Raw genomic sequence first — 23,819 nt, 5'->3', positions numbered from 1 at the left:
CCGTACGATCCGGCCTGGTCGCCCCTGTGGCCACCGTCGCTCCTGCGCCCTGTGGGCTTCACCCGCCTGCCAGCACCCCCAACGCCCGCTCCACATCAGCCGTCGAGTTGTACAGGTGGAAGGCCGCCCGCAAGTACCCCGCCCGCTCCGCGACCACGATCCCCGCAGCGGCCAGGTCGGCCGCCCGCCCACCGAGTCCGGGTACCGCCACGATCGCCGAGTCCGAGGGCACGGGGGAGTGGCCGAGCGCTCCAAGCCCTTCGCGGAACTGGCGCGCCAGTTCGGTGGCGTGCCGGTGAAGGGCGGGCACACCGACCTCCACCACCAGCTCCAGCGACCGCTGGGCTCCCTGGTACGCGAGGAAGGCAGGAGGCTCGTCGTAGCGTCGGGCCGAGTCCGCGAACCGTTCCACCGGCCCGTACGGCGGCCCCCACAGCTCCTCTGCGGCGTAGGGCCCCGCGTGGAGCGGTGCCACCGAGGTCTGTGCCTCTTCGGTGAGGGTGAGGAATGAGACCCCCCGTGGGCACAGGAGGAACTTGAAGGCTCCCGTCACCGTGTAGTCCCAGTCCCCGGCCCGCAGCGGCAGCCACCCCGCCGATTGGCTGGCATCCAGGAGCGTGCGGGCGCCATGAGTGGCCGCCGCCTCCCTCACCGCGGGAAGATCGGCGATCCGCCCGTCCGCGGACTGCACCGCGGAGAAGGCCACCAGCGCCGTCCCTGGGCGCACCGCGTCCGCCAGCCCGTTCAGCGGGACGAACCGCAGCTTGAGGTCCCCGCGGACCGCGAAGGGCGTCACCACCGAGGCGAACTCGCCCTCGGGGAGCACAACCTCGGCCCCGGGCGGCAGCGAACCCGCGATCAGTGCCGTGTGGACGGCGACCGAGCCGCCCACGGCGACCCGGTCCTCACCCACCTCGGCGATCTCGGCGAAGGAACGTCGGACGGCGATCACCGCCGCGTAGTCCCCGGCGCCGTCCATCCGTCCGGCGGCCAACTCGTCCATGAGCCCCGTCATCGCCGTGACGGCTCGGGCGGGCAACAGCCCGCAGGTGGAGGTGTTCAGATACGTCGTCTCCGGCGCGAACTCGGCACCGACCAAGGTCTCCATGCACTCACCTTGTGCCGCCCCCGAGCGGGGGTCAATCGGGCATCACCGAGTGATTGCCTTCTTTCGGACAGGGTGCATGGAGCGACTCGGCGATGTGGATCAGCCGTTCGGCACTGCACAGGCCCCGTCCGGCTCACAGGCTGGTGCGGCGGCGGTGGCGGCATCCGCCTCACGCCCCTGCCACGCCTGTTCCAACGCCTGGGTGAAGAGTTCGACGGGCTGGCCGCCGGAGACCCCGTACCGGCGGTCGAAGACGAAGAACGGCACTCCGTTCGCCCCGAGCTCCGATGCCTCGCGCTCATCGGCGCGCACCTCGTCGGCGTACCGCGACCCGTCGGCGAGCACCGCCCTGACCTCGGCTTCGTCGAGTCCGGCCGCCACGGCGACGGCGACCTGCACCTCCGGGTCGTACACGGATCGCTCGTCGGCGAAGTTGACCTCGTAGGCGCGGCTCAACAGCTCGTTCTGGAGCCCGCGCTCCTTCGCGAGGTGGAGCAGCCGATGGATGTCGAAGGTGCTTCCGTGGTCGCGGCCCTCGGTGCGGTACACGAGTCCCTCGGAGCGGGCGTTGGACGCCACGTGCTCCTCCATGGCGCGCGCCTGCTCCAGGGTGCGCCCGTACTTGCTGGCGAGCATGTCGACGACGGATGCGGTGTCGCCCTTGGCCCGCTGGGGGTCGAGTTCAAAGGATCGGTGGATGACCTCGACCTGCTCGCGGTGGGCGAATCCGGCGAGTCCCTTTTCGAAGCGTGCCTTCCCGATGTAGCACCAGGGGCAGGCGATGTCGCTCCATATCTCGACGATCATGCGGGGTGTCTCCAGTGTGGTTCGTGATGGATGTGGCCGTGTGTCCCACTGTGCGCAACACACGATGGTTCCGTTGGATTCCTGCCCGGTCGTACGTACGCTCCCGACCGTTGAGGCCGGCAATGCCCGGGCGTCCGTTTCCAGTCATTTCCAGCCTTGCCAGCCGGCAGGACGGGCTGATGCCTGGCTGGTTCTGGGCATCGGCCGGCCTGGAGTCGGCCAGTGGCCGGATTTCGGTCTGCGGTACACGGCCCGGAACCTTGGCCCGAGGGTGTTGGCACCCCGGACGATCAGCGGCAGCGTGGAGCGCCGAAACGCTCCTCAGGTTCCGTCGCGCAGCCCGCTGGGCCACCCTTCCCGGAAGTCGATGCGATCGAAGCTCACCACACACCCCTCTCCCACCGGCGACTGGGCGAGGAACCCCACCAGCGCGGCGCCCGCGGTCTCCTCGGTCCCCAGCGCGAAGATGCGGACGAAGATCCAGTGCTGGCCGTCGGTGGAGGCGTGGAAGGCGAACGCCCGTCCGGTGCGACTGATGCGCAGCCACACACTGTCGCCCTCGACCTCGAAGGAATTGGCGTCGTCGGAGTGGCCCCGCGTGACGACCGTGCAGATCGTGGGCTTGTCCGGGGAGAGCTCCAGGCAGAGCTTGGCCCATTCGTGCTCGCCCACGTGCAGATAGAGGGCACCCGCGTCGAAGGAGGCCCGGAAACCGACGGTGACCCGGGCGATGAGCTGGAAGTCACCCTCGGGTGCACCCAGCAGTCGAGGTGCGTCGGACGCGGGCTCCAACGAGCTGCCCGCCGGTGGTACGAAGCGGTCTGCCCTGGCGCCCGCCCAGCCGGTCAGCACCCCGTTCTCATGGGACCAGTTGGCCTGTGGGCCGTACGCACGCAACGGGAAGGGGAGCTCGGGCAGCTCACAGGGGTCGATCATCGGGGCAGTGTGCGTCAGAGGGGGCCGGGTCGTCCACCCGTCACACCGTCGCGCCGCCCCCTGCGGAGCCGTGCGATGACGCCGAGAGTCCCGTTCCTCGGCACCGACCCGCCCTCGGTTCGGTAGCGTGAACGTCATTCCAGATGATGAACGGCTTCGATCGGCGGCACGGCTCCGTCCGATGAAGTCGTCCTGGGTCGAAAGGGGGCTCGCGATCATGCCGGCGGTGGATTCGGGTGGTGCACAGGTCAAGTCCGCGGTGCGGACGGTGGAGTTGTTGGAGTTCTTCGCGGGGCAACCCGGAATGCACTCGCTCACCGAGGTCCAGGAGGCCGTCGGCTACCCCAAGTCCAGTCTGTACATGCTGCTGCGCACCCTGGTCGACTTGGGCTGGGTGGAGACGGACGCCACCGACACGCGGTACGGCATCGGGGTGCGTGCCCTGCTGGTCGGCACCTCCTATCTGGACGGGGACGAAGTGGTGGCGGCGGCCCGCCCCACGCTGGACCGGCTCTCCGACGACACCGGCGAGAGCATCCATCTGGCCCGTCTCGACGGGGTGAACGTGGTGTACCTCGCCACCCGGCAGTCCCACCACTACCTGCGCCCCTTCACCCGGGTCGGTCGCAGGCTCCCCGCGCACTCCACCGCCCTGGGCAAGGCCCTGCTCGCCACGCACACCGACGAACAGGTGCGGGCGATGCTCCCCGAGGTGCTGTCGGCGCAGACCGAGCACACCGTCACCGACCGGGAGCGGCTGATCGGGGAACTGTGCACGATCCGTGAGCGCGGCTTCGCGGTGGATCGCGAGGAGTCCACCTTGGGTCTGCGGTGTTTCGCGGTGGCGATTTCGTACCGGACGCCCGCCCGGGACGCGGTGAGCTGCTCGGTGCCGGTGGCCCGGCTTACGGCCGGGCACGAACACCTCATCAAGGAGGCCCTGTTCGATGCGCGCGACCGGCTGACCCTGGCGACGCGTCGACTGTGAGACCGCCTTCGCGGTACGGCGTTGGGCCCCTTGCCGCGGTCGGTCCCCGGCTCCGGACCTTTCCTCGGCCCACATGAAGAAAATGTGAGAAACGGGACGTGGGGGAACTCCTGTGGCGATCCCCTTCGTCTTGCAGTGGGATGAATAGGACAATCAGGCATGCCGCCGTCTTCAGTCTGCTGCTGGTGCTCGCACTCCTGGTGCGCGCCACCTGGCTCCAGACCTATGACGCCGAGGCTCTCGCGGACCAGGAAAAGAACCGACGCAACACCATTGACCAGTACGCCCAGCCCCTCGGGGACATCGTGGTCGCCGGCGCGCCCGTCACCGGTTCCAAGTCCACGACCGGCAGCGATCTGGCGTACCAACGCACCTACACCGACGGCCCCCTCTACGCCGCAGTGACCGGGTACAGCTCGCAGGCATATGGCGCCACCCAGTTGGAGGGTATCCACAGCAAAGTCCTGGACGGCACCGACGACCGGTTGAAGGACCCGGTGGACGCCCTCCTGGACAAGCAGTTGGAGCCGGGGGACGTGCTCACCACGATCGACCCCGAGGTGCAGCGGGCCGGATACGAGGCGCTCGGCGACATCAAGGGAGCAGCGGTCGCCATCGACCCGAAGACGGGGAAGATCCTCGGCATGGTCAGCACCCCCTCCTACGACCCGTCGACCATCGCCGGGATCAACGACGGGGAGCAGTGGCGCAAGCTCCTCGCGGACGAGGACAAACCACTGGTCAACCGGGCCCTTCGGCAGCCCCTGGCACCCGGCTCCACCTTCAAGCTGGTCGTCGCGGCGGCAGCCCTGGAGCAGGGGATCTACGACTCCGTGGACGAGCGGACCGACAGCCCCCTCCCGTACACGCTTCCGGGAACCACCCGCGTCCTCGTGAACGACATCCCCTCCGCCCCCTGTGAGAACGCCTCGCTGCGCACCGCCCTGCGGTACTCGTGCAACAACGTCTTCGGGAAGCTCGCGGCGGACCTCGGACAGGACGAGGTGCGGGCCATGGCGGAGAAGTTCGGCTTCAACGATGACGAACTCGATGTGCCGGTACGGGCGTACGCCAGCGTCTACCCGACCGGTCTGGACAAGGCACAGACGGCGTTGACGGGCATCGGCCAGTTCGATGTGACGGCAACACCCCTCCAGATGGCCATGGTCTCGGCGGCGATCGCCCACGACGGTGTGATGCAGGCTCCACACCTGGTCTCCGAGGTGGTGGACGGCGACGGGAACACCCTCCAGTCCGGTGGTGGAGGTTCCTCGTCCAGGATCATGTCCGCCGAGACCGCCAAGGAACTGCGCAGTGCCATGGTGACGGTGGTGGAGGACGGCACCGGATCGAACGCCCGGGTCGACGGCGCCGAGGTCGGTGGCAAGACGGGCACCGCCCAGCGCGGTGAGAACAACAGCAAGACGCCGTACGCCTGGTTCACCTCGTACGCCAAGGACAGTGCCAACGGCAAGGAGGTGGCGGTCGCGGTGCTCATCGAAGACGCGGGCGGACCCCGCTCCGAGGTCAGCGGCAACGGGCTGGCCGCTCCCGTCGCCCAGAAGATGATGGCGGCGGCACTGAAGTGAGATCAGCAGCTGGTGCGGCCGTCGGGGAAGGCACGGTCGACGAAGCCTGCGATGTGCCGGCGCAGTGCCGCGGCGGCGCCCTGGGCGTCCCCCTGGAGCGCCAGCCGGAGGATCTCCCGGTGCTCGGCGTCCTCGCGCGCCCCCGTGGGGTCGGCCGTCCAGACGACGGCGGAGACGAGGGCTGCCTGATCCCTGAGGTCATCGAGCATGCGGGCCAGCAGCGGGTTGCCACAGGGCAGACAGAGCGCCCGGTGGAAGTCACCGGCCGCGAGGGAGCGCTCGGCCGGATCGGTCGCCAGCGCGGCCCTGGCGAGGGCTGTCACGGCCCCACTCAGGTCCGCCTCCAGATCGAGCGACGACTCCACGGCCCGACGCAGTGCCTCCGGTTCGAGCAGTAGCCGGACGTCGTAGACCTCGCGGGCCATCGCGGCGTCCACGGCTCTGACGGTGACCCCCTTGTACTGACTCATCACCACGAGCCCACTGCCCGCCAGGGTCTTGAGCGCCTCGCGCACGGGAGTCTTGGACACCCCGAACCGAACGGCCAGCTCCGTCTCGACCAGCGGCTGCCCGGGCCGGAGCCGGCCGGTGAGGACGGCATGTCTGATCTCTTCGAGGACGTACTGGGTGCGGGAGGGGACGGGGGCGACGGTCATGGGGCGCCTTCCGCGTCGATCTCCTCCATGGGATGTGGCTGGATGACGCTAGACAGGGTCCGCCAGCGCCGTCAAGGTCAGGGAACGGGCCCGTACTGCCTGGTTGCGCTACAGGCGAGGGCAAGAGTCCCTCCGGTGCCGCTGGGTGACGGCCGTCCGAGCCCCGCGATCGGCCCGTCGCAGCCTGGCGTCCCCTACGCACGCCCGGAGCCGGTCACCGGTGCGGAAGCGCTGGTGGCGGCCTTCACTCACTCGGTCGTCGGCCGAAAAGGTAAGGGAACGGCAAAGCCGTCTCGCTCGTTACCCCAGACATGACAGCTATGACCCCCGGCTCGAACATCCCCCTGCCCGCCGCTCGAATCGCGGTGGACGTCGCCGCTCCGGTGCGGCTCGACGTATCGGGCCTGCTGCTCACCGCCGACGGCAAGGTGCGCTCCGACGACGACTTCATCTTCTACAACCAGCCTGTGGGCCCCGGGGTGACCTATCGCTCCGGCGGGGGCTCGGCTCCTGACGCCATCGTGGTGGACACCTCCGCGGTGCCGCCCGGCATCGAGAAGATCGTCGTCACGGCCAGCCCGGATGCGGCCGGACAGACGTTCCAGGGCGTCGAGCCGACCGCCACCGTGCGCAACGCCGACGACGGCAGCGCCCTCGCCACCTTCACCCCGCCGCAGCTCGGCGGTGAGACTGCGCTCGTGGTCGTCGAGGTCTATCTGCGCAACGGCGCCTGGAAGGTGCGCGCGGTCGGCCAGGGGTACGCCAATGGACTCGCGGGCATCGCCAAGGACTTCGGGGTCTCCGTCGAGGAGGAACCGCCGGCCGCTCCGGTGGCCGCCGCGCCCGCGCCCGCCCCCGTCGCCCCGGCCCCCGCCCCCGTTGCTCCCGCGGCGCCGCCCGCGCCCCCCGCCGCGCCCGTGGCAGCACCGGGTTCAGGCAAGATCAATCTCGACAAGGGGCGCGTCAACCTTCAGAAGAACCAGACGGTTTCCCTGGTCAAGGGCGGCCGTCCGCTGCTCTCGCAGGTCAAGATGGGCCTGGGCTGGGAGCCCGCCTACCGGTCCAAGGACATCGACCTCGATGCCTCCGTGATCGCCTACGGCCCCACGCGCAACCATCTGGACAGCTGCTACTTCGGCAAGCTCACGATCCTCCAGGGCTCCATCAGGCACTCGGGCGACAACCTGACCGGTGAGGGCGCAGGGGACGACGAAGTGATCACCGTTGACCTCGGTCGGCTCCCGGCTGACGTCACCGGCCTGGTCTTCACGGTGAACTCGTTCTCGGGACAGAAGTTCACCGAGGTCGCCAAGGCGTACTGCCGGCTGATGGACGCGGCCACCGGCGAGGAGCTGGTGCGGTTCGATCTGACGAGCGCGGAGCCTCAGACCGGGGTGATGATGGCGAAGCTGATCAAGCAGTTCTCCGGTGAGTGGGAGATGACCGCCATGGGCGACTTCGTGAAGTCGCGGACCGTTCGGGGCATGGTGAAACCGGCCGCACAGGCACTGTGACCGGGCCGCCGGGCCCGCCGCGGATCGCACGGCGGGTTCCGGTAGCGCGTTTCGGAGGAAGCGACCCTCAGAGTTTCGCGAGCTTGGTGTAGGGACTGGGGATTCTCCCCTTGCGACCGGCGAAGTCGACATGGACAGCGGCATTGCCGCTCTCCACCGCGATGACTCGGCCCAGACCGTATTGATCGTGCGAGACCCGGTCCCCCACCGCATACTCCTCGATGGGAGGACCCGCTTGTGCGCGGTTGAAGGGACTCGTCGGCAGATGGCGCCGGGATTCGGCTGACTTGTTCATTGCCGTGAGTATGACTCCTCCCGGGGCTTGAGGACATGTCCAATGCGGAACCGTGGTCAGATTGCAATGCCGCATCGCCGGCGTCGAGGCCGCAATAGAGCCATCTACGCGCATAGATCTCTTGTCTTGTGCGAGAGGGGATTCCGCCCCCTGGCAGCCCCGGTTCAGCACCCCGACAGGCCGTTCGAAAAGGTGCGAGTCCCGGCCATCCGGATTGACGTTCCAGTCGCGAGGCCGCCGCGCGCCGAGGCGCCGCTCCTGCTCTGAAGGCGGCCCGCGCTCTGAAGGCGGCCCGCGCTCTGAAGGCGGCCCGCGCTCTGAAGGCGGCCCGCGCTCTGGAGGTGGCCCGCGCTCCGCTCGGTGAGGCCCGTCCGAAGTTCCGCGGCCAAGAAGGGGCTACCTGTCGTCGCGGCAGTCCATGGTCTGGGTGCAGAGATTGGACTCCACCTTGCCGAGCAGCCGCACCAGCTCCTCGCGCTCATCCTCGTCCAGTCCGGCCAGGGTGCGCCCTTCCAGCTCGGTCATGGCCTCTTGTACCGCCGCGTTGAGCTCACAGCTCTCGGTGGTCGCCTCCACCAGTGCGGCCCTGCGGTCGGCCGGGTCAGGTCGACGGCGGACGTGTCCGGCCTGTTCGAGTCGTTGCAGCATCTTGGTGACGGTCGACGGATCGAGCTCCAGCGTCTTGATTAGGTCGGCCTGGCGCAGCGGCCCGGCGTTCCACAGCTGGATCATCAAGGACTCCTGCCCCGGGTAGAGCTCCAACCCCTTGAGTAGTTTGGCCGCTGCCATGCGGTGCAGTCGGGCGGTACGGGACAGGGAACGGCTCACCGGCCCGCCCAGCGCGCAGGCGGACAGCGGCTCGGAACAGACGGGGTCGGCGACTGCCTCGGGTTTCATCGGGACTCCTCGCTGGTGGGCTGCCGTGCGAACAGTGTCCCCGAACGTCGGGCAGCGCCTCCAAGGAAAACTTTACCTTGGCCGACCAAGTAAATGCGCTACAGTGACTCCCGGCGGAATACTTGGCCGACCACATATATCCTTTCTGGAGTCCTGATGACCACCGCGTTCGACCCGATCGACCTTTCGGGCAAGAAGCTGGCGAACCGCATCGCCATGGCCCCCATGACCCGCAGTCGTGCCTTCGGCCCCGGCCTGACGCCGACCGACTCGGTCGTCGAGTACTACGCGCAACGAGCCGGCGCCGGCCTGATCATCACCGAGGGCATCCAGCCCTCGATCACCGGACAGGGCTACCCCGACACCCCGGGACTGCACAGCGATGAGCAGGTCGCCGCCTGGCGCCGGGTCACGGACGCGGTGCACGCCAAGGGTGGAAAGATCTTCGCCCAGTTGATGCACTCCGGACGCATCGGCCATCCCTCGCTCTTCCCCGACGGCCGCTCCAGCGTCGCCCCCTCCGCGGTCGCCGCTGCCGGACAGCTCTTCACCCACGAGGGGCCCAAGGACTTCCTGCCGCCCCGTGCGCTCGACACCGCCGAGATCCCGGAGGTCGTCGAGGAGTTCACCCACAGTGCGCGCAACGCGGTCGAGGCGGGATTCGACGGCGTCGAACTGCACGGTGCCAACGGCTACTTGATCCAGCAGTTCCTGGCGTCGAACACCAACCAGCGCACCGACGAGTGGGGCGGTTCGGTGGAGAACCGCATTCGTTTCGCCACCGAGGTCACCCGGTCCGTGGTTGCCGCGATCGGTGCGGACCGCACCGGTATCCGACTGTCGCCGCGCAATGAGTACAACGACATCGCCGAGACCGACGCCCACGAGGTCTACCCGGCTCTGATCCGCGAGCTTGACCCGCTGGGCCTGGCCTATGTGCACATCTCCGAGGCGAACGAGAAGGCCCGCGAGATCACGTTGGAACTGCGTCGTCAGTACCGCGGAACCGTGGTGCTGAACCCGGCCACGGAGGGTCCGACCGACCACGCCGCCCTGCCCCTCATCGCGGAGGGTGTCGCCGACATCATCGCCTTCGGCTCCCTCTTCCTCGCCAACCCCGACCTTCCGGTCCGGTTGCAGAGCGAGGGTCCGTACAACGCCCCCGTCCCGACCGCCTTCTTCGGCGGTGGCGACGAGGGCTTCATCGACTATCCGGTGCTGAGCACCGTCTGATGGACAGCAGGCGGGGCCGGTCCGGACGCCACCCGGACCGGCCCCGCCGCGGCGTTCATCAGGCCCGTACCACGACCGTCGCGTTCATCGAATGGGCGTGAAGTCCCGGGCGCCGATGAAGTCCGGACGCGGCACGGGAGCCGCGAACGGCTCGACCGCCGCGTTCTCCACGCTGTTGAAGACGATGAACACATTGCTGCGGGCGTAGGGCGTGATGTTGTCGCCCGAGCCGTGCATGCAGTTGCAGTCGAACCAGGTCGCCGAGCCGGCCCGCCCGGTGAACAGCCGGATGCCGTGCTCCTGGGCGTACCGGGTCAGCGCCTCGTTCGAAGGGGTGCCGGCGTCCTGCATCTGGAGCGACTTCTTGTAGTTGTCGCTCGGGGTCTCGCCCGCGCACCCCAGGAAGGTCCGGTGCGACCCGGGCATGATCATCAGCCCGCCGTTGGTGTCCCGGTTCTCGGTCAGGGCGATGGACACCGACACGGTCCGCATGTTCGGCAGCCCGTCCTCGGCGTGCCAGGTCTCGAAGTCCGAGTGCCAGTAGAAGCCGGACGCGCCGAAGCCGGGCTTCACATTGATGCGTGACTGGTGGACGTAGACGTCCGAGCCGAGGATCTGGCGGGCCCGGCCGACCACGCGCTCATCGCGGACGAGGGCGGCGAAGATCGCACTGAGCTTGTGCACCTCGAAGACTGACCGCACGTCCTGCGACTTGGGCTCGATGATCGAGCGCTCGTCGGCGCGGACGGTCGGGTCGGCGATCAGCCGTTCCATCTCGGAGTGGTAGATCGCGACCTCGTCGTCGGAGATCATGTCCTCGACGGTGAGGAATCCGTCGCGTTCGTAGCCCCGCAGATCGCCCGGGACGATGGGCCCGGGCGCGCCGGGCGCGGACCAGACCACCGGGTCCTGGCGCGGGGTCATCACCTCCCCCACGCCTCGGGTCGGGTAGAGATCGGTGCGTACGGGTGCGGTCGTCATGATTCAGCCCTCCTCGGTGAGCAGTGGATAGACGCCGTTCTCGTCGTGGTCCTCGCGCCCGGTCACGGGCGGGTTGAAGACGCAGACGCAGCGGAAGTCGGTCTTGGGACGCAGGGTGTGGCGCTCGTGGCCGTCGAGCAGATACATCGTGCCGGGCTCGATCCAGTGGGTCTCGCCGGTCTCGTCATCGGTGAGCTCAGCCTCGCCCTCCACACAGAGCACCGCCTCGATGTGGTTCGCGTACCACATCGACGTCTCGGTGCCCGCGTACAGGACGGTCTCGTGGAGCGAGAAGCCCACCTTCTCCTTGGCGAGCACGATGCGCTTGCTCTCCCAGGTCCCGGAGGCCGATCTCACATGGCGCTCGGTGTTCTCGATGTCCTTGAACGAGCGGACGATCACAGTGCTTCGCTGCCTTTCCTCGATGGTGGGGCGGACGCCTCCCCCTGCGTCGACGGGGGAGAGCCGCCCTCGGGGTGGGGTGTTCAGCCGGTCTCGCGGACGCTGCGGGCGAGGATGCGCAGGCCCTGGTCCAATTCCTCGGGGGAGATGGTCAGCGCGGGCAGCAGCTTGACCACCTCGCTCTGGGGACCTGAGGTCTCCAGCAGCATCCCCAACTCGAAGGCGCGGGCGCAGATCGCCGAGGCGCGTGAGGTGTCCTCGAACTCCAGGCCCCACACCAGTCCACGGCCCCGGAAGGAGACGCCGGCGTCGGCGTTCTCGGCCGCGATGCCCAGCAGGGCCTGCTCCACCTGTTCGCCGCGGGCGAGGGTCTGCTTCTCCATCTGCCCGTCCGCCCAATAGGTGTCGAGCGCTGCCGCCGCGGTGACGAAGGCGGGGTTGTTGCCGCGGAACGTGCCGTTGTGCTCGCCCGGCTCCCAGATGTCCAACTCCGGCTTGAAGAGGCAGAGCGACATGGGCATTCCGTAGCCGCTGATGGACTTGGACAGGGTGACGATGTCCGGCGTGATGCCCGCCTCCTCGAAGGAGAAGAAGCCACCGGTACGGCCGCAGCCCATCTGGATGTCGTCGACGATCAACAGCATGTCCTGGCGTTCGCACAGTGCCTGGAGCGCGCGCAGCCACTCACCCCGGGCGACGTTGATGCCGCCCTCGCCCTGGACGGTCTCCACGATCACCGCGGCGGGCTTGTTGAGCCCCGAGCCCTGGTCCTCCAGCAGTCGCTCGAACCAGATGAAGTCCGGGATCTGACCGTCGAAGTAGTTGTCGAACGGCATCGGAGTGCCGTGGACGAGGGGGATTCCGGCACCGGCCCGCTTGAAGGCGTTGCCGGTCACGGCGAGCGAGCCCAGGGACATGCCGTGGAAGGCGTTGGTGAAGGAGACGACCGATTCACGGCCCTTCACCTTGCGGGCCAGCTTCAGCGCCGCCTCCACGGCGTTGGTGCCGGTCGGGCCGGGGAACATCACCTTGTACGGCAGGTCGCGCGGGCGCAGGACGATGTTCTGGAACGACTCCAGGAACGCCCGTTTCGCGGTGGTGGCCATGTCTAGGCCGTGGGTGATGCCGTCGCGCTCGATGTAGTCGATGAGGGCGCGTTTGAGTACCGGGTTGTTGTGGCCGTAGTTGAGCGAGCCTGCGCCGGCGAAGAAGTCGAGGTAGGTGTGGCCGTCCTCGTCGTGCAACTGGCTGCCCTGGGCCCGGTCGAACACGGCGGGCCAGCCGCGGCAGTAGCTGCGCACCTCCGATTCGAGGGTTTCGAAGACGCTCAGGGCGGGCGGGGTGATGGTCACAGTGGTCTCCAGGGGGTCCTGTTGGTCGAGTTCGCGAGTTGGCCGAGTGGGTGCGGGCATCCCGCCGGGGAGCCGGCGAACTGCCGGTGCGGGACGCGCACCTGCGGGGACGGGGTGCGAAGGTCGTGAGGGAGCGGAGGGCCGGGCCGCGGTCAGTGGCCGAGCGGGCCGATCCGGTAGAGGACTTCCGGCTGGTGTGCCCCTGTGGGCTGCCCCGGTGCCTGCCCCGCTTGCCCCTGCGGGGACTGGGGCTGCGGCTCGTCGGGAAACAGCGTGTCGTCGAAGAGGACTTCGCGTTCCACCCGGGCGCCGTGGCGCTGGGCGTAGGCGGTGAAGAGTCGGTCGGACGCGGTGTTGTCGGGGGTGATCGTGGTCTCGACCTCGCTGATCCCCCGGTCGCCCGTGACCTTGGCGGTCAGCGCGTCGAGCAGCACTCCGGCGAGCCCTCGGCCACGGAAGGCGTCGTCCACGGCGATCTGCCAGACGACGAGGGTCGTCGGACGATCGGGTCGGGCGTACCCGGTGACGAAGGCGATCGGCTCTCCGTCGGGAGCTCGCGCCACAAGTGAGGTGGCGGAGAAGTCACGGCACCACAGCAGATAGCTGTACGAGGAGTTGAGGTCGAGCACCTCGGAGTCGCGGGCAATGCGCCAAAGCGCGGCTCCATCCTCCACTCGCGGGGGCTCAACGGTTATGAATTCGCTCGACGGGGTGGCTCGTACAAGGTCTTCCTGTGCGGCGGTCATGCCCCAGTAATTTACCGAGCAAATTCTAAAAATGCATGGAGGAGAGGGGTTGGGTGAGATCGGGATATGTGTTATCGCGTGGGCGCGAGAACCGATCATGAACGGTGGAGCTATCGCCCATTTTGTGGGGTGCCAAAGGGATTTTTGGGGCGCCCTGTGGGGTCGGTCACATCTCGATATCGGCCTTGTGAATATTGATGAAACTCATGCGTTTAGGGTGAAGCTATGGGGGCAGACGAGATAGGGAAACCTGCCATCAATAAACCCTGTTGTGAATCGATGCCCGTAATGTCGAGTGGGTTTATCGAATGCATCGATCGTATTCTTGATGTGTCCCTGTCGCTTGAAGCTGCCCGGTTTTCCGTTTTCGGTTTTCGGACTACAAGTCGAGAGGGTGCGCGACTCACGAACGACCGCCCCCGGCCCGCTCAGTGTTGCGGTGCCAGCTGGCCTCGCGACGAGGTGCTCACGTCCTTCTTCGACGCCCCCGGGGCACTGCCCCGGGGGCGTCACGACCGTGCGGGCCGCGCCGGCTCAGATCGTCGAGAGTTTGCCCCGCTTCAGCCGGATCACCTCGTCGGACGCGTCCGCGACCTCCCGGGAGTGGGTCACGAGGATCACGCACTTCCCGGTGTCGTGCGCCAGCTTCCTGAACACCTCGATGATCCCGGCCGCGGTGTCCTGGTCGAGGCTGCCGGTGGGTTCGTCGGCGAAGAGGATGTCGACCTCGCACGCCAGGGCGCGGGCGATGGCCACCCGCTGCTGCTGTCCGCCGGAGAGCTCCAGCGTCTTGCGGTGCCGGTCAGCCTCCTCCACGCCGAGCAGACCCAGGAGCTCGGCGGCGCGCTGCTTCCTGGGGACGCCCTTCACGCCGGTGATCTCCATCGCGGAGGTGATGTTCTGGACGGCCGTCATGTACGTGAGGAGGTTCAGCGACTGGAAGACCGTGGCCACGTGCCGGTTGCGGTACCGGCCGAGGCCGATCCCTGCGATGTCGTCGCCCCGGAAGCGGACGCTGCCCGTGGTGGGTGAGTCGAGTCCGCTTGCGAGCGAGAGGAGGGTGGTCTTGCCGCTGCCGGAGGGGCCGATCACGGAGTACATCCGGCCCTGCTCGAACGAGTAGTTGACGTCCTTGAGGACGGTGCGGCGGGTGTTGCCCGACTGGTAGGCGCGGCTCAGACCGGTGAGCTGAAGGATCGGGGTGAAGGTGGAGGTGGGCACGGGGCCTCGGTCGGTCGTCGGGGTCACGTCAGTCGCCCTTCGTGAGGATGTCGCGGGGGTTGAGTCGCAGGACCCGGATGCCGGGGACGATCGTGGCCAGCGCGGCGATGCCGAGGCCCATGGCCCCCACATTGCCGATGTCGCCCGCACCGAGCCGGATGTTCATCGTGTCGATGGGCTTGACGTCCGGGCCCTGATCGCGCTTGTTGGCGCCGCCGGTCGGGTCGGACAGGTCCTGCCCCGGGCCCTCGTCGTCGGCTGAGTCCTTGGCCGAGGAGACCTGGCCCGCCAGGAGTCGGCCGCCGATGCCCTCGGCGATGAACTGGCTGCCCGCCGCGGCGAGGCCGATCGCGAGGAGTGCGCAGACGGTCACCTCCACCAGTTGCTGACCGAGCAGCTTGGGCTTCTTCTCGCCGAGGGAGAGCAGGATGCCCATCTCCTTGCGGCGCTCGCGGATGTTGGACGCGATGACCAGGGCCAGGATGACGGTCCCCGCGACCGCGACCAGCCAGACCGTGACCGCGGCGAAGTCCGCCGTCTTGTTGATCGGGCCGACCAGGGTCCGGTACTGCTTGTCGTTGACGCTGAACGGGAAGATCTTCAGGTCCGCCCCCGCCGCCTTCGCGTCCGACTTCAGTCGGCCCAGGTCGCCGGGGTCGCGCAGGGTGAAGGTCGCCGACCAGACCACGGCTCCGCCCGCGGTCGGGTCCTTGGCGGCGAGCCGGGTCGCGCCTGCCGGAGTGACGTAGACGTGGTTCGCGGGGGCTGCGATCGCCGGGACGTACGAGCCGGTGTCCGCCGTGTTGTTCTTGTAGATTCCGCGGACGGTGAATTCGACCTTCTCGGTGCTCATCGCGGCCGTCTTCTGGTCGATCGTGCCCGCCCTGAGCGTGATCTTGTCGCCGACTTTGAGTCGGTTGCGCTTCGCCATCCGTTCCTCGACGACGATCATGTCCGCCTTGCTGTCCGGCTTGATACCGGAACCGGAGATGAGCTTCGAATCGCCATTGCGGAAATTGGCGACCGAGTTGAGGTCGCGGATTCCGTCCGCCTTGAAAAGGTCCGTGATCGTGGTGTCCTGACCGCTCGGCGGTGCCACCGGTTGGTGCAGCCCGATCCGGTCGGTGGGGGCGGCGGCTGACTCCGATATGTAGTTGCACTGTGCGACGACAGACGATGTGCAGATCTTGTCCACCAGACCGGTGCGCAGATCACCCTCGGGTCCGATGGTGCCGCCCTGGGGACCGGTCGGCTCGCCGGCGCCACCCGAGTTGATCAGGGCGTTCACATCCAGCTGCATCGTCACCACCACGCCCACGCTCTCCTTGGCCGAGGCCGCGGCCCGCGCCGCCGCGGACTGGATCAGAAAGCCCGACAGGACCAGGGTGCAGATGACGAAGAACAGTCCGATCAGCATGGTCGTCTTGCCCGGATGGCCAGCCAGCCGCCACCAGGCCCGTTTGAACAGATTCATGGACAGCACGCTAAGTAGGAGGGGTTTTGAAGGGTGTTTGCCGGCGAGGGCGGCACAGCAGGTCTCATACACCGATCAAACAGGCCGTTTGATAAGACGGTTGAGGCCGGAATTCTCACCGGTCAGTAACCCCTCCGTGAATTAATGAAAAGAAAAGGTTGTCGACGGGTGCGCGTGCTGGTGGTCGAGGACGAGCAGTACATGGCCCGGGTCCTGGAGATCGGGCTGCGGCGGGAGGCCATCGCGGTCGACGTGGTGCACGACGGAGCCACCGCCCTGGAGCGGATCACGGTCTACGACTACGACACGGTGGTCCTGGACCGGGACCTGCCCGAGGTGCACGGCGACGAGGTGTGCCGTCGGATCGTCGCCATGGACATCGGCTGTCGCGTCCTCATGCTCACCGCCGCCGGGCGGCTGGGCGACAAGGTCGAAGGGCTCGGCCTGGGCGCCGACGACTACCTCGCCAAGCCCTTCGACTTCCCCGAACTGGTCGCCCGGCTGCGGGCCCTGTACCGCCGCAGCCCCATGGCCCACGCCCCGGTCCTCGCCTTCGCCGACATCACCTATGACACCCACCGCCGCCGGGTCACCCGCGCCGGCACCGAGGTGCGGCTGACCGCCAAGGAACTCGCCGTACTGGAGCTTCTGATGCGTGCCGACGGCGGTGTGCTGAGCGCCGAGTACCTCCTGGACAAGGCATGGGACGTCCATGCCGATCCGTTCACCAACGCCGTACGCCTCGTGGTGCACACCCTGCGCAAGAAGCTCGGCGAACCACGGCTGGTGCAGACCGCCATCAGCGCCGGCTACTACCTGGGGACCGAGTGAGGCGCCCGTCCCGGCGGGGTGCCCCGCGCCCTCCCCGGCGTCGGACGCTGAGCATCCACGGCCGGCTTTTCCTCGGCTTCGGGTCCGCACTCGCACTCTGCGCAACGCTGATGGTCGCGATCACCTACATCGGGATGCGCTTCCTGCCGATGTACGACTTCAGCACGACGCTGCTGCTACCGGACGATGCCGCCCACCGGTCCCCGGAGCCCACCACGAAACCGGTCCCGACCACCGGGCCGGTCACGACCACGGAATCCGTCCCGACCACGGAATCCGTTCCGACCACCGGGCCGGGCTCCGTCCCGAGCCTCGGGGCGGAGCTGCCGCGGATTCACCGGGCCGAGCGGTCGGGCAGCATCTCCACCAAGGAGGACGTCTGGAACACGGTCCTCCTGGTGTCATCCGGCAGCGTGCTCCTGGTGATGGCCATCGGCCTCGGCGCCGGTTGGCTGCTGTCCAAGCGGCTGCTCGCGCCCCTGCACACCATCAGCGAGGCCGCGGCGAAGGCGGCCGATGGCAATCTGACGGACCGCATCGCCGCCGAAGGGCCCGAGGACGAGCTCAAGCACCTGGCCGACACCTTCGATACGATGCTGGCCCGACTTGAGGAGTCCTTCGCCGCACACCAGCGGTTCGCCGCCAACGCCTCGCACGAACTGCTCACCCCGCTGGCCACCACCCGGGCCGTCCTCCAAGTCGCCGCGGCCGACCCCACCGGCGAGGACTTCGCCGAACTCGCCCCCATCCTCCAGGCGTCCAACGAGCGCAACATCAGCGTCGTACACGCCCTGCTCGACCTGGCGGGCGCGGACCACACCCGCTTCGACCCAAACCCGGTGGACCTCGCCGAACTCGTGGAGCAGGCAGTCGTCGAACGCTCGCAACAGGCCGCCGCGCGGGGCGTCCGACTCGATGTGGACACCGACCTCGACTGCGAGGTCACCGGCAACGCCACCCTGCTGCGTCAGTTGGTCCTCAACCTCCTCGACAACGCCCTCACCCACAACCTCCCCGACGGGGGCTCCGTCCAACTCGCCGTGTTCCGCGACGACGGCGGGGCCGTGGTGCTGGAGATCGAGAACACCGGACCCCAGTTGGACAGGGCCGTGGTGGACCGTCTCTTCGAGCCCTTCTACCGGGCCCGTTCACGTGTCTCCAGCGACCGTTCGGGCCACGGCCTGGGCCTGGCCATCGTCCGCTCGATCACCTCAGCCCACCACGGCACCCTCACGGCGAGCGCCAACCCCGGAGGCGGGCTCACCCTGCGGATGGGGATCCCCGGTGCCCCCGAATCGTCCAGATGTCCATCCCCGGCCCGGACCGCCTGACGGCCGTGCCTCCCACCGCGGTGGAACAGCACATCGGCCCCGAGACGGCGTCGACGCCACCTCGGGGCCGATGGTGTGCTCGGGCCCGCTGCCTACCGTGCGGTCAGGCCCACACCTCACTCACCGCGCGTCCCGCGGCCTCCAGATCCACCACCGCACCGGACTGGGCGAGCGCCGACCCCAGCGCGGTGAGCGAGGAACGCACCGCACCCCGAGTGGCGTCCACGCCGTAGTGGTTGACGCGGACCATCTCCTTGGCCAACGCCCCGCCACCCGCGATCAACGGCAGCGAGGGATCGGCGGCCAGGGCCCGCGCCACCAGCTCGGACGCGTCCACGCCCGCCGGCACACGCAGGGTCGTCGCCACCGGAGCGGCGTCCCGCGCCTCGTACACGTACGGCTCCAGACCGCCACCGAGCGCCGTGGCACCCGCGCGGGTCGCAGTGGCGGCCGACGCATGGCGGGCCATCACGGCCTCCAGGCCCTCCGACTCGATGCGCTCCACACAGGCTTCCAGGGCGAGCATCTCCAACTGCGCCGGAGCGTGCAGCAGTGCCCGCCGCCCGCCGTCGATCCAACGCTCTTTCCAGTCCAGCAGCGACAGATAGGAACGCCGGGGCGCTGCCGGGTTGGCCGCAAACCGCTCCCAGGCCCGTGCGCTCACCGACACCGCTGACACACCGGCCGGTCCCCCCATGGCCTTCTGCGCGCCGATCACACACAGGTCGACTCCCCAGACGTCCGGCAGCAGCGGTTCCGCGGCCACCGAAGCCACCGCGTCCAGCATGAAGAGGGCCCCGTGACGCCGTACGACCTCGCCGATCTCCGCAACCGGATTGGTGTTGCCCGTCGCCGCCTCCGCGTGCACCAGCGAGACGAAGTCGATCTCCGGATGGGCGGCCAGGGCCTGCTCCACCTGCTCCGCGGTGACCGCGGTGTGGAAGGGGACCTCCAGGTCGACGACCGTGGCACCGCAGTCCCGCAGCCAGTTGCCGAACGTCTGCCCGTACGGTCCCGTCACCACGTTCAGCGCGGTCGAGCCGGCTCGCGCGCCACTGCGGATGCATCCCTCAAGCGGCAGCAGGGCCTCACCCTGGGTGATCACCACATCGTGCTCGGTGTCGAGCAGTGCGGCGACGCGACGCTCGATGTTCGCGAAGTGTGCGGCGGTCAGCGGGGGCAGGTCCAGGAGCGGATGTGTCACGGTGGTGCCTCTTCGGGTCCGCGCAGCTAGGTCGCGCATCGGGTTCGTCTTCTGCTCCAGCCGCTTTGGTCATGCGTGTGATCAGCGGCTTTCAGCATCACAGACGAGAGTACCCACCCCCGTGAGCCGGGCTCGTACAGTGCTGGCATGAGCGATCACACGGTGCTGCATGTGAAGGGGCGGGTGCTGGTCGGCCCCGAGGACGTACGGGATGAACTGTGGGTCGTCGGGGGGCGCATCACCCATCAGCGCCCCCTCGCAGCCCATGATGTACGGACCGTTTCCGGTTGGGTGCTGCCCGGGCTGGTCGACGCCCACTGCCATGTCGGGCTCGACCGGCACGGCCCGGTGGACGACGCCACCAGCGAGAAGCAGGCGATCGCGGACCGCGATGCCGGCGCCCTCCTGATCCGGGACGCCGGTTCACCCTCCGACACCCGCTGGATAGACGAGCGCGAGGACCTTCCGAAGATCATCAGAGCGGGCCGGCACATCGCGCGCACCCGCCGCTACATCCGGAACTACGCCCATGAGATCGAGCCGGACGACCTGGTCGCATATGTGGCGCGCGAGGCCCGGCGAGGCGACGGCTGGGTGAAGCTCGTCGGCGACTGGATCGACCGGGACGCGGGGGACCTCACCGCCTGTTGGCCGCGCGCCGAGGTGGAGGCGGCGATCGCCGAAGCGCATCGGCTCGGGGCGCGCGTCACCGCCCACTGCTTCGCCGAGGATTCGCTGCGCGACCTGGTGGAAGCGGGCATCGACTGCATCGAGCATGCGACTGGACTCACGGAGGAGACGATCCCGCTCTTCGCGGAGCGCGGGGTCGCGATCGTCCCGACCCTCGTCAACATCGCCACCTTTCCGGCACTCGCGGACGGCGGGGAGTCTAAGTTCCCCCGCTGGTCGGCCCATATGCGCAGGCTCCACGAGCGTCGCTACGACACGGTGCGCGCCGCCTATGACGCGGGGGTGCCGATCTTCGTCGGCACCGACGCGGGAGGATCACTCGCCCATGGACTGGTCGCGGCCGAGGTCGCCGAGTTGGTGAAGGCGGGGATTCCGCCGCTGGAGGCACTGTCGGCCACTGCCTGGGGTGCCAGACAGTGGCTCGGGCGGCCCGCGTTGGACGAGGGTGCCCCGGCGGACCTGGTGGTGTACGCATCCGATCCACGCAAGGACGTCAGGGTGCTGGCGGCGCCGCAGCGGGTGATCCTCAACGGCCAGGTGATCGGCTGAGGTCGTTCCCTGCCGTCGGATCGACGTCGGCATCCCCTATGGCAGCACCTTGACTGAGCGTGTCTCCGGCTGGTCGCCGCTCGTTAGGCATTTTTCGGCCTGTGTCCGGTTGTGCACCGGCGCACGACCGGAGCACCCGGGACACGCCCACTGTTCAGGAACATGCGTACGTCACTAATCGAATATGGGCGCGGAAACCCCCCTTTGGGGTGAACTAACCCCAGGTGTCTGTCGGTTCACTCTGAGTGCGTAAAGATTCCGGTGTCCCCGTCGCCACGGCCCGCATGTCCCTGCGGGCCGTGCGGCGATGCCGTAACTCTCGTGGGGGTTCCACCACCGTGAACAGCAATGCCTTCCGCACGTCCGCACGCCGCTGCGCCGCCGTCACCGCCTCTGTCGCCATGGCCGCGGCACCGGTGGCGCTCGCCGGCCCTGCACACGCCACCGGCGGCGGTAGCGAGGGAAGGGCGAGCGCTGTCGTGCTCCGCGCCGGGCTCGACGTCTCGCTGCACAACAAGACCGTGCAGGTCCCCCTCAACGCCACGCTCAACGAGGTCAAGGCGCCGGCGAGCGCCGACAAGACGGCACTCTCCGTCCGGCTCGACGGAGTGGACCAGGGCAGGCCGTTCTCCGTGCTGCGCGCGGACGTGGCCACCTCCCGGGGGACCGTCGACAAGAAGCAGGCCGAGGGATACGCCCGTCTCGTGGGCGCCCGCGTGCACGTGCCCGGGCTTCCGCTGCTCTCCCTGATCGAGGTCGAGCAGGTCACCTCGCGAGCCACCTGCCGGGTCGGCGCCCGCCCCACCGCCACCTCGAACGTGCTCGGTCACGTCAAGGTGCTCGGCAAGAAGGTCACGCTCAGCGCGGGCGGGCAGACGGCGGTGGCCGTGCCGGGCGTCGGCACGGTCACGCTCGATCTGTCCCGGACCCACACCACCTCCCGTACCGCCGCGGCCACTGCCCTCGCCCTCAAGGTCGCGGTGAACCCCCTCAACCTGAACGTCGCCGAGGTCAACGGAACCGTGACGCTGGTGGAGGCGAAGTGCGCGGCGCCGAAGGCCCCGCACCGGGAGCAGGAGACCGCGACACCGCAGGAGCCGGGTGAGCAGGAGCCCACATCCCCGCAGGAGCCGGCGCCCACCGAGGGGACCAAGGCGCTCTCCGGTGGGGAGCCGACCGAGAACCTCGCCGAAACGGGCGGCAGCTCGACCACGATGTACCTGGCCGCCGGCTCGGTGGCGCTGCTCGGCCTCGGCGGGGGTGCGCTGCTGATGGTCCGCAAGCGGGCCCGGGCCCGCGGCTGACGGTGCTGAGGCCCCGGTAAGGGCAAGGCGAAGGGGGTGGGGTCCGCAGTAGGCGGGCCCCACCCCCTTTCGTCGGGCGGGTGCTGTCGGCGGTACGGAACGTCAGTCGCCCACCATCGTCAATGCCTGGTCCAGCGCCTGGAGGAAGCGGTTCGTCGTCACCCGGTCCCGTACCGCGATCCGCAACCAGTTGGGATCGAGACCGGGGAAGGTGTCACCGCGGCGCACCGCGAACCCCAGGGAGCGCAGCCGTTCGCGCACCTCCGCACCCCGTCGGACCCGGGCGAGGACGAACGACGCCTCCGCCTCGTCCACCACCCGCACCTCGTCGAACTCCGCCAGACCGGCCAGGAGATGGGCCCGCTCCAGGGCGATCAGTCCGGCCGCGTGCTCCGCCTCCTTCAGTGCTGCCGGGCTCATGCACACCTCGGCGGCGACCAGGGCGGGCGTCGACACCGGCCACAGCGGCTGGACGCGCTCCAACTCGGTGATCACCTCCGGTGGCGCCAGTACGTATCCGACGCGCAGACCGGCGAGCCCCCAGGTCTTGGTGAGACTGCGCAGCACCACAAGGCCCGGTACGTCCGTACGATCCGCCAGAGTCTCGCGTTCGTCCGGCACCGCGTCCATGAACGCCTCGTCCACCACCAGCATTCGCCCCGGCCGGGCGATCGCGACGAGATCCGCGGCGGGGTGGAGCACCGAGGTGGGATTGGTCGGATTCCCGATCATCACCAGGTCGGCAGCGTCGGGCACGGCCCCGGGATCGAGCCGGAAGCCGTTCTCCTCACGGAGCTCCAACCGGTGCACCGTGTGGCCTGCGTCGCGCAGGGCCGCTTCCGGCTCGGTGAACTGAGGATGGACGACCAGCGGATGCCGCACCCGCAGAGCCCTGGCGAGCAGTACGAACGCCTCCGCCGCACCAGAGGTCAGCAACACCCGCTCCACCGGCAGCCCATGGCGTGCCGCGACCGCGGCGCGCGCCGAGCGACCGTCCGGATAGCTGGCGAGCGTTACGAGTGAGGCGGCGATGCGTTCCCGCAACCATTCGGGAGGGGTGTCGGTGCGCACGTTGACCGCGAGATCGATCATGTGCGGAGCGTTGTCCCGTACTTCGGCGTCGCCGTGGTGGCGCAGGTCGTGGGGGTCAGTGTGCGTGTACATGGCTGCTGTCTGGACTTTCGTGGGTGCGGGGGATGGGGAGCGGGGACGTCACACGTCCTCCTTGGGGTGAGGGACGTACGGCAGGAGGGAGCGCACGGCAGGGGCGACCGCGCCATGAACGGGTGCGGCATGCCCCGGGCTGCGGGGGTGCGGTGGTGGGGAGGGCCACCGCACCCCCGGGGGCGGGCCGGCTGCGCCTGAGTGAAGCTTGTGCGCGCCGGCCGGGGCGGGCGACGTCGGTCGCCGGAGTGCGGGATGCGGGGGAGGGCGGTGGGGTGTCGACACAGCGAACCGGTTGCACCGACCGGCTCGGGTGGCCACACGGCGGTCGTCGGTGGCGTGGTCGGGCACACCACGGGCGCCGCGGGCGGTTCGCCGGTGTCTGGTGCACGGCGCCGTCGCGGTCCGGGGGAGGCCATCGTCTGTCGTGCGGGGTCGCCGCTCGATCCACGATGAGCGGGTGGCTGTGTTGCCGACCGTCACGATCGTCATCCTGTCCACCATCGCGGCATCCACTCCGTGCAGTGTGCCGACATGGCCTGTTCTT

General features: G+C 68.9%; 21 protein-coding genes and 1 pseudogene. 8 read left to right on the top strand and 14 right to left on the bottom strand.

Annotated elements, in window-relative coordinates; genetic code table 11:
• Positions 1–58: 58 nt before the first annotated feature.
• The 3 genes from OID54_RS09850 to OID54_RS09840 form a co-directional block, all read right to left on the bottom strand.
• A complete protein-coding gene (locus tag OID54_RS09850; protein ID WP_329016960.1) occupies positions 59–1,108 on the bottom strand; it encodes an aminotransferase class V-fold PLP-dependent enzyme in 1,050 nt (349 codons plus the stop codon).
• Positions 1,109–1,207: 99 nt separating this feature from the next.
• A complete protein-coding gene (locus tag OID54_RS09845; protein WP_329016957.1) occupies positions 1,208–1,915 on the bottom strand; it encodes a DsbA family oxidoreductase in 708 nt (235 codons plus the stop codon).
• Between the two features lie 321 nt (positions 1,916–2,236).
• Complete coding sequence (locus OID54_RS09840; protein WP_329016953.1) at positions 2,237–2,851, bottom strand: DUF1349 domain-containing protein; 615 nt, start codon at positions 2,849–2,851, stop codon at positions 2,237–2,239.
• A gap of 217 nt (positions 2,852–3,068) precedes the next feature.
• Here OID54_RS09840 and OID54_RS09835 point away from each other — a divergent pair, with 217 nt between their 5' ends.
• Both OID54_RS09835 and OID54_RS09830 read left to right on the top strand, forming a co-directional pair.
• Positions 3,069–3,839: an IclR family transcriptional regulator gene (locus OID54_RS09835; protein WP_329016950.1), complete on the top strand. Its 771-nt coding sequence runs from the start codon at positions 3,069–3,071 to the stop codon at positions 3,837–3,839.
• Positions 3,840–3,979: 140 nt separating this feature from the next.
• Positions 3,980–5,428, top strand: a complete 1,449-nt coding sequence (locus OID54_RS09830) for a peptidoglycan D,D-transpeptidase FtsI family protein (RefSeq protein ID WP_329016947.1) — start codon at positions 3,980–3,982, stop codon at positions 5,426–5,428.
• A 2-nt stretch (positions 5,429–5,430) separates the two neighbouring features.
• Here the strand turns inward: OID54_RS09830 and OID54_RS09825 are convergent, their stop codons facing one another.
• The gene (locus OID54_RS09825; RefSeq protein WP_329016944.1) at positions 5,431–6,084 is read right to left on the bottom strand and encodes a GntR family transcriptional regulator; all 654 of its coding nucleotides are present in this window, start codon (positions 6,082–6,084) and stop codon (positions 5,431–5,433) included.
• A gap of 311 nt (positions 6,085–6,395) precedes the next feature.
• Here OID54_RS09825 and OID54_RS09820 point away from each other — a divergent pair, with 311 nt between their 5' ends.
• Positions 6,396–7,598, top strand: coding sequence for a TerD family protein (locus OID54_RS09820; RefSeq protein ID WP_329016942.1), 1,203 nt, complete (start codon positions 6,396–6,398; stop codon positions 7,596–7,598).
• Positions 7,599–7,665: 67 nt separating this feature from the next.
• On the opposite strand, the gene OID54_RS09815 is transcribed toward OID54_RS09820, so the two are convergent.
• Positions 7,666–7,893, bottom strand: coding sequence for a hypothetical protein (locus OID54_RS09815; RefSeq protein WP_329016940.1), 228 nt, complete (start codon positions 7,891–7,893; stop codon positions 7,666–7,668).
• Positions 7,894–8,289: 396 nt separating this feature from the next.
• Positions 8,290–8,790 (bottom strand): MarR family winged helix-turn-helix transcriptional regulator, encoded by a 501-nt coding sequence (locus OID54_RS09810; protein WP_329016937.1) that lies wholly within the window; start codon positions 8,788–8,790, stop codon positions 8,290–8,292.
• Positions 8,791–8,946: 156 nt separating this feature from the next.
• On the opposite strand from OID54_RS09810, the gene OID54_RS09805 reads away from it, so the two are divergent.
• Entirely contained in the window at positions 8,947–10,023 is a 1,077-nt protein-coding gene (locus OID54_RS09805) for an alkene reductase (protein WP_329016934.1), read from the top strand.
• Positions 10,024–10,107: 84 nt separating this feature from the next.
• Here the strand turns inward: OID54_RS09805 and thpD are convergent, their stop codons facing one another.
• The 6 genes from thpD to OID54_RS09775 all read right to left on the bottom strand — a co-directional run bounded on the left by thpD (position 10,108) and on the right by OID54_RS09775 (position 16,199).
• Positions 10,108–11,004 carry an ectoine hydroxylase gene (thpD, locus tag OID54_RS09800; protein ID WP_329016931.1) on the bottom strand — a complete coding sequence of 299 codons (897 nt, stop codon included), beginning with the start codon at positions 11,002–11,004 and terminating at the stop codon, positions 10,108–10,110.
• A 3-nt stretch (positions 11,005–11,007) separates the two neighbouring features.
• Positions 11,008–11,406: an ectoine synthase gene (locus tag OID54_RS09795; protein ID WP_329016928.1), complete on the bottom strand. Its 399-nt coding sequence runs from the start codon at positions 11,404–11,406 to the stop codon at positions 11,008–11,010.
• Positions 11,407–11,489: 83 nt separating this feature from the next.
• Entirely contained in the window at positions 11,490–12,758 is a 1,269-nt protein-coding gene (gene ectB, locus OID54_RS09790) for a diaminobutyrate--2-oxoglutarate transaminase (RefSeq protein ID WP_329016925.1), read from the bottom strand.
• Between the two features lie 152 nt (positions 12,759–12,910).
• Positions 12,911–13,504 carry a diaminobutyrate acetyltransferase gene (ectA, locus tag OID54_RS09785; protein ID WP_329016922.1) on the bottom strand — a complete coding sequence of 198 codons (594 nt, stop codon included), beginning with the start codon at positions 13,502–13,504 and terminating at the stop codon, positions 12,911–12,913.
• Positions 13,505–14,038: 534 nt separating this feature from the next.
• Entirely contained in the window at positions 14,039–14,752 is a 714-nt protein-coding gene (locus OID54_RS09780) for an ABC transporter ATP-binding protein (protein WP_329016920.1), read from the bottom strand.
• 1 nt (position 14,753) lies between these two features.
• Positions 14,754–16,199, bottom strand: a complete 1,446-nt coding sequence (locus tag OID54_RS09775; protein WP_329016916.1) for an ABC transporter permease — start codon at positions 16,197–16,199, stop codon at positions 14,754–14,756.
• A gap of 168 nt (positions 16,200–16,367) precedes the next feature.
• On the opposite strand from OID54_RS09775, the gene OID54_RS09770 reads away from it, so the two are divergent.
• The gene (locus OID54_RS09770; protein ID WP_329016914.1) at positions 16,368–17,030 is read left to right on the top strand and encodes a response regulator transcription factor; all 663 of its coding nucleotides are present in this window, start codon (positions 16,368–16,370) and stop codon (positions 17,028–17,030) included.
• A 110-nt stretch (positions 17,031–17,140) separates the two neighbouring features.
• A complete protein-coding gene (locus tag OID54_RS09765; RefSeq protein WP_329016911.1) occupies positions 17,141–18,361 on the top strand; it encodes a sensor histidine kinase in 1,221 nt (406 codons plus the stop codon).
• A 103-nt stretch (positions 18,362–18,464) separates the two neighbouring features.
• Here OID54_RS09765 and OID54_RS09760 read toward each other — a convergent pair whose 3' ends face one another.
• On the bottom strand, positions 18,465–19,565 hold the full coding sequence (locus OID54_RS09760; RefSeq protein ID WP_329016909.1) for a pyridoxal-phosphate-dependent aminotransferase family protein: 1,101 nt from the start codon (positions 19,563–19,565) through the stop codon (positions 18,465–18,467).
• Positions 19,566–19,712: 147 nt separating this feature from the next.
• Here OID54_RS09760 and OID54_RS09755 point away from each other — a divergent pair, with 147 nt between their 5' ends.
• Positions 19,713–20,804, top strand: a complete 1,092-nt coding sequence (locus tag OID54_RS09755; protein WP_329016907.1) for an amidohydrolase family protein — start codon at positions 19,713–19,715, stop codon at positions 20,802–20,804.
• 338 nt (positions 20,805–21,142) lie between these two features.
• On the top strand, positions 21,143–22,108 hold the full coding sequence (locus OID54_RS09750; RefSeq protein ID WP_329016905.1) for an SCO1860 family LAETG-anchored protein: 966 nt from the start codon (positions 21,143–21,145) through the stop codon (positions 22,106–22,108).
• A gap of 102 nt (positions 22,109–22,210) precedes the next feature.
• On the opposite strand, the pseudogene cobC reads toward OID54_RS09750, so the two are convergent.
• A pseudogene (gene cobC, locus OID54_RS09745) lies at positions 22,211–23,311 on the bottom strand (Rv2231c family pyridoxal phosphate-dependent protein CobC); the annotation flags it as partial.
• Between the last annotated feature and the right edge of the window lie 508 nt (positions 23,312–23,819).

Source organism: Streptomyces sp. NBC_00690, from assembly GCF_036226685.1.
In the GTDB taxonomy this organism is placed as follows: domain Bacteria; phylum Actinomycetota; class Actinomycetes; order Streptomycetales; family Streptomycetaceae; genus Streptomyces.
This window is presented reverse-complemented; position numbering and strand designations above follow the sequence as displayed.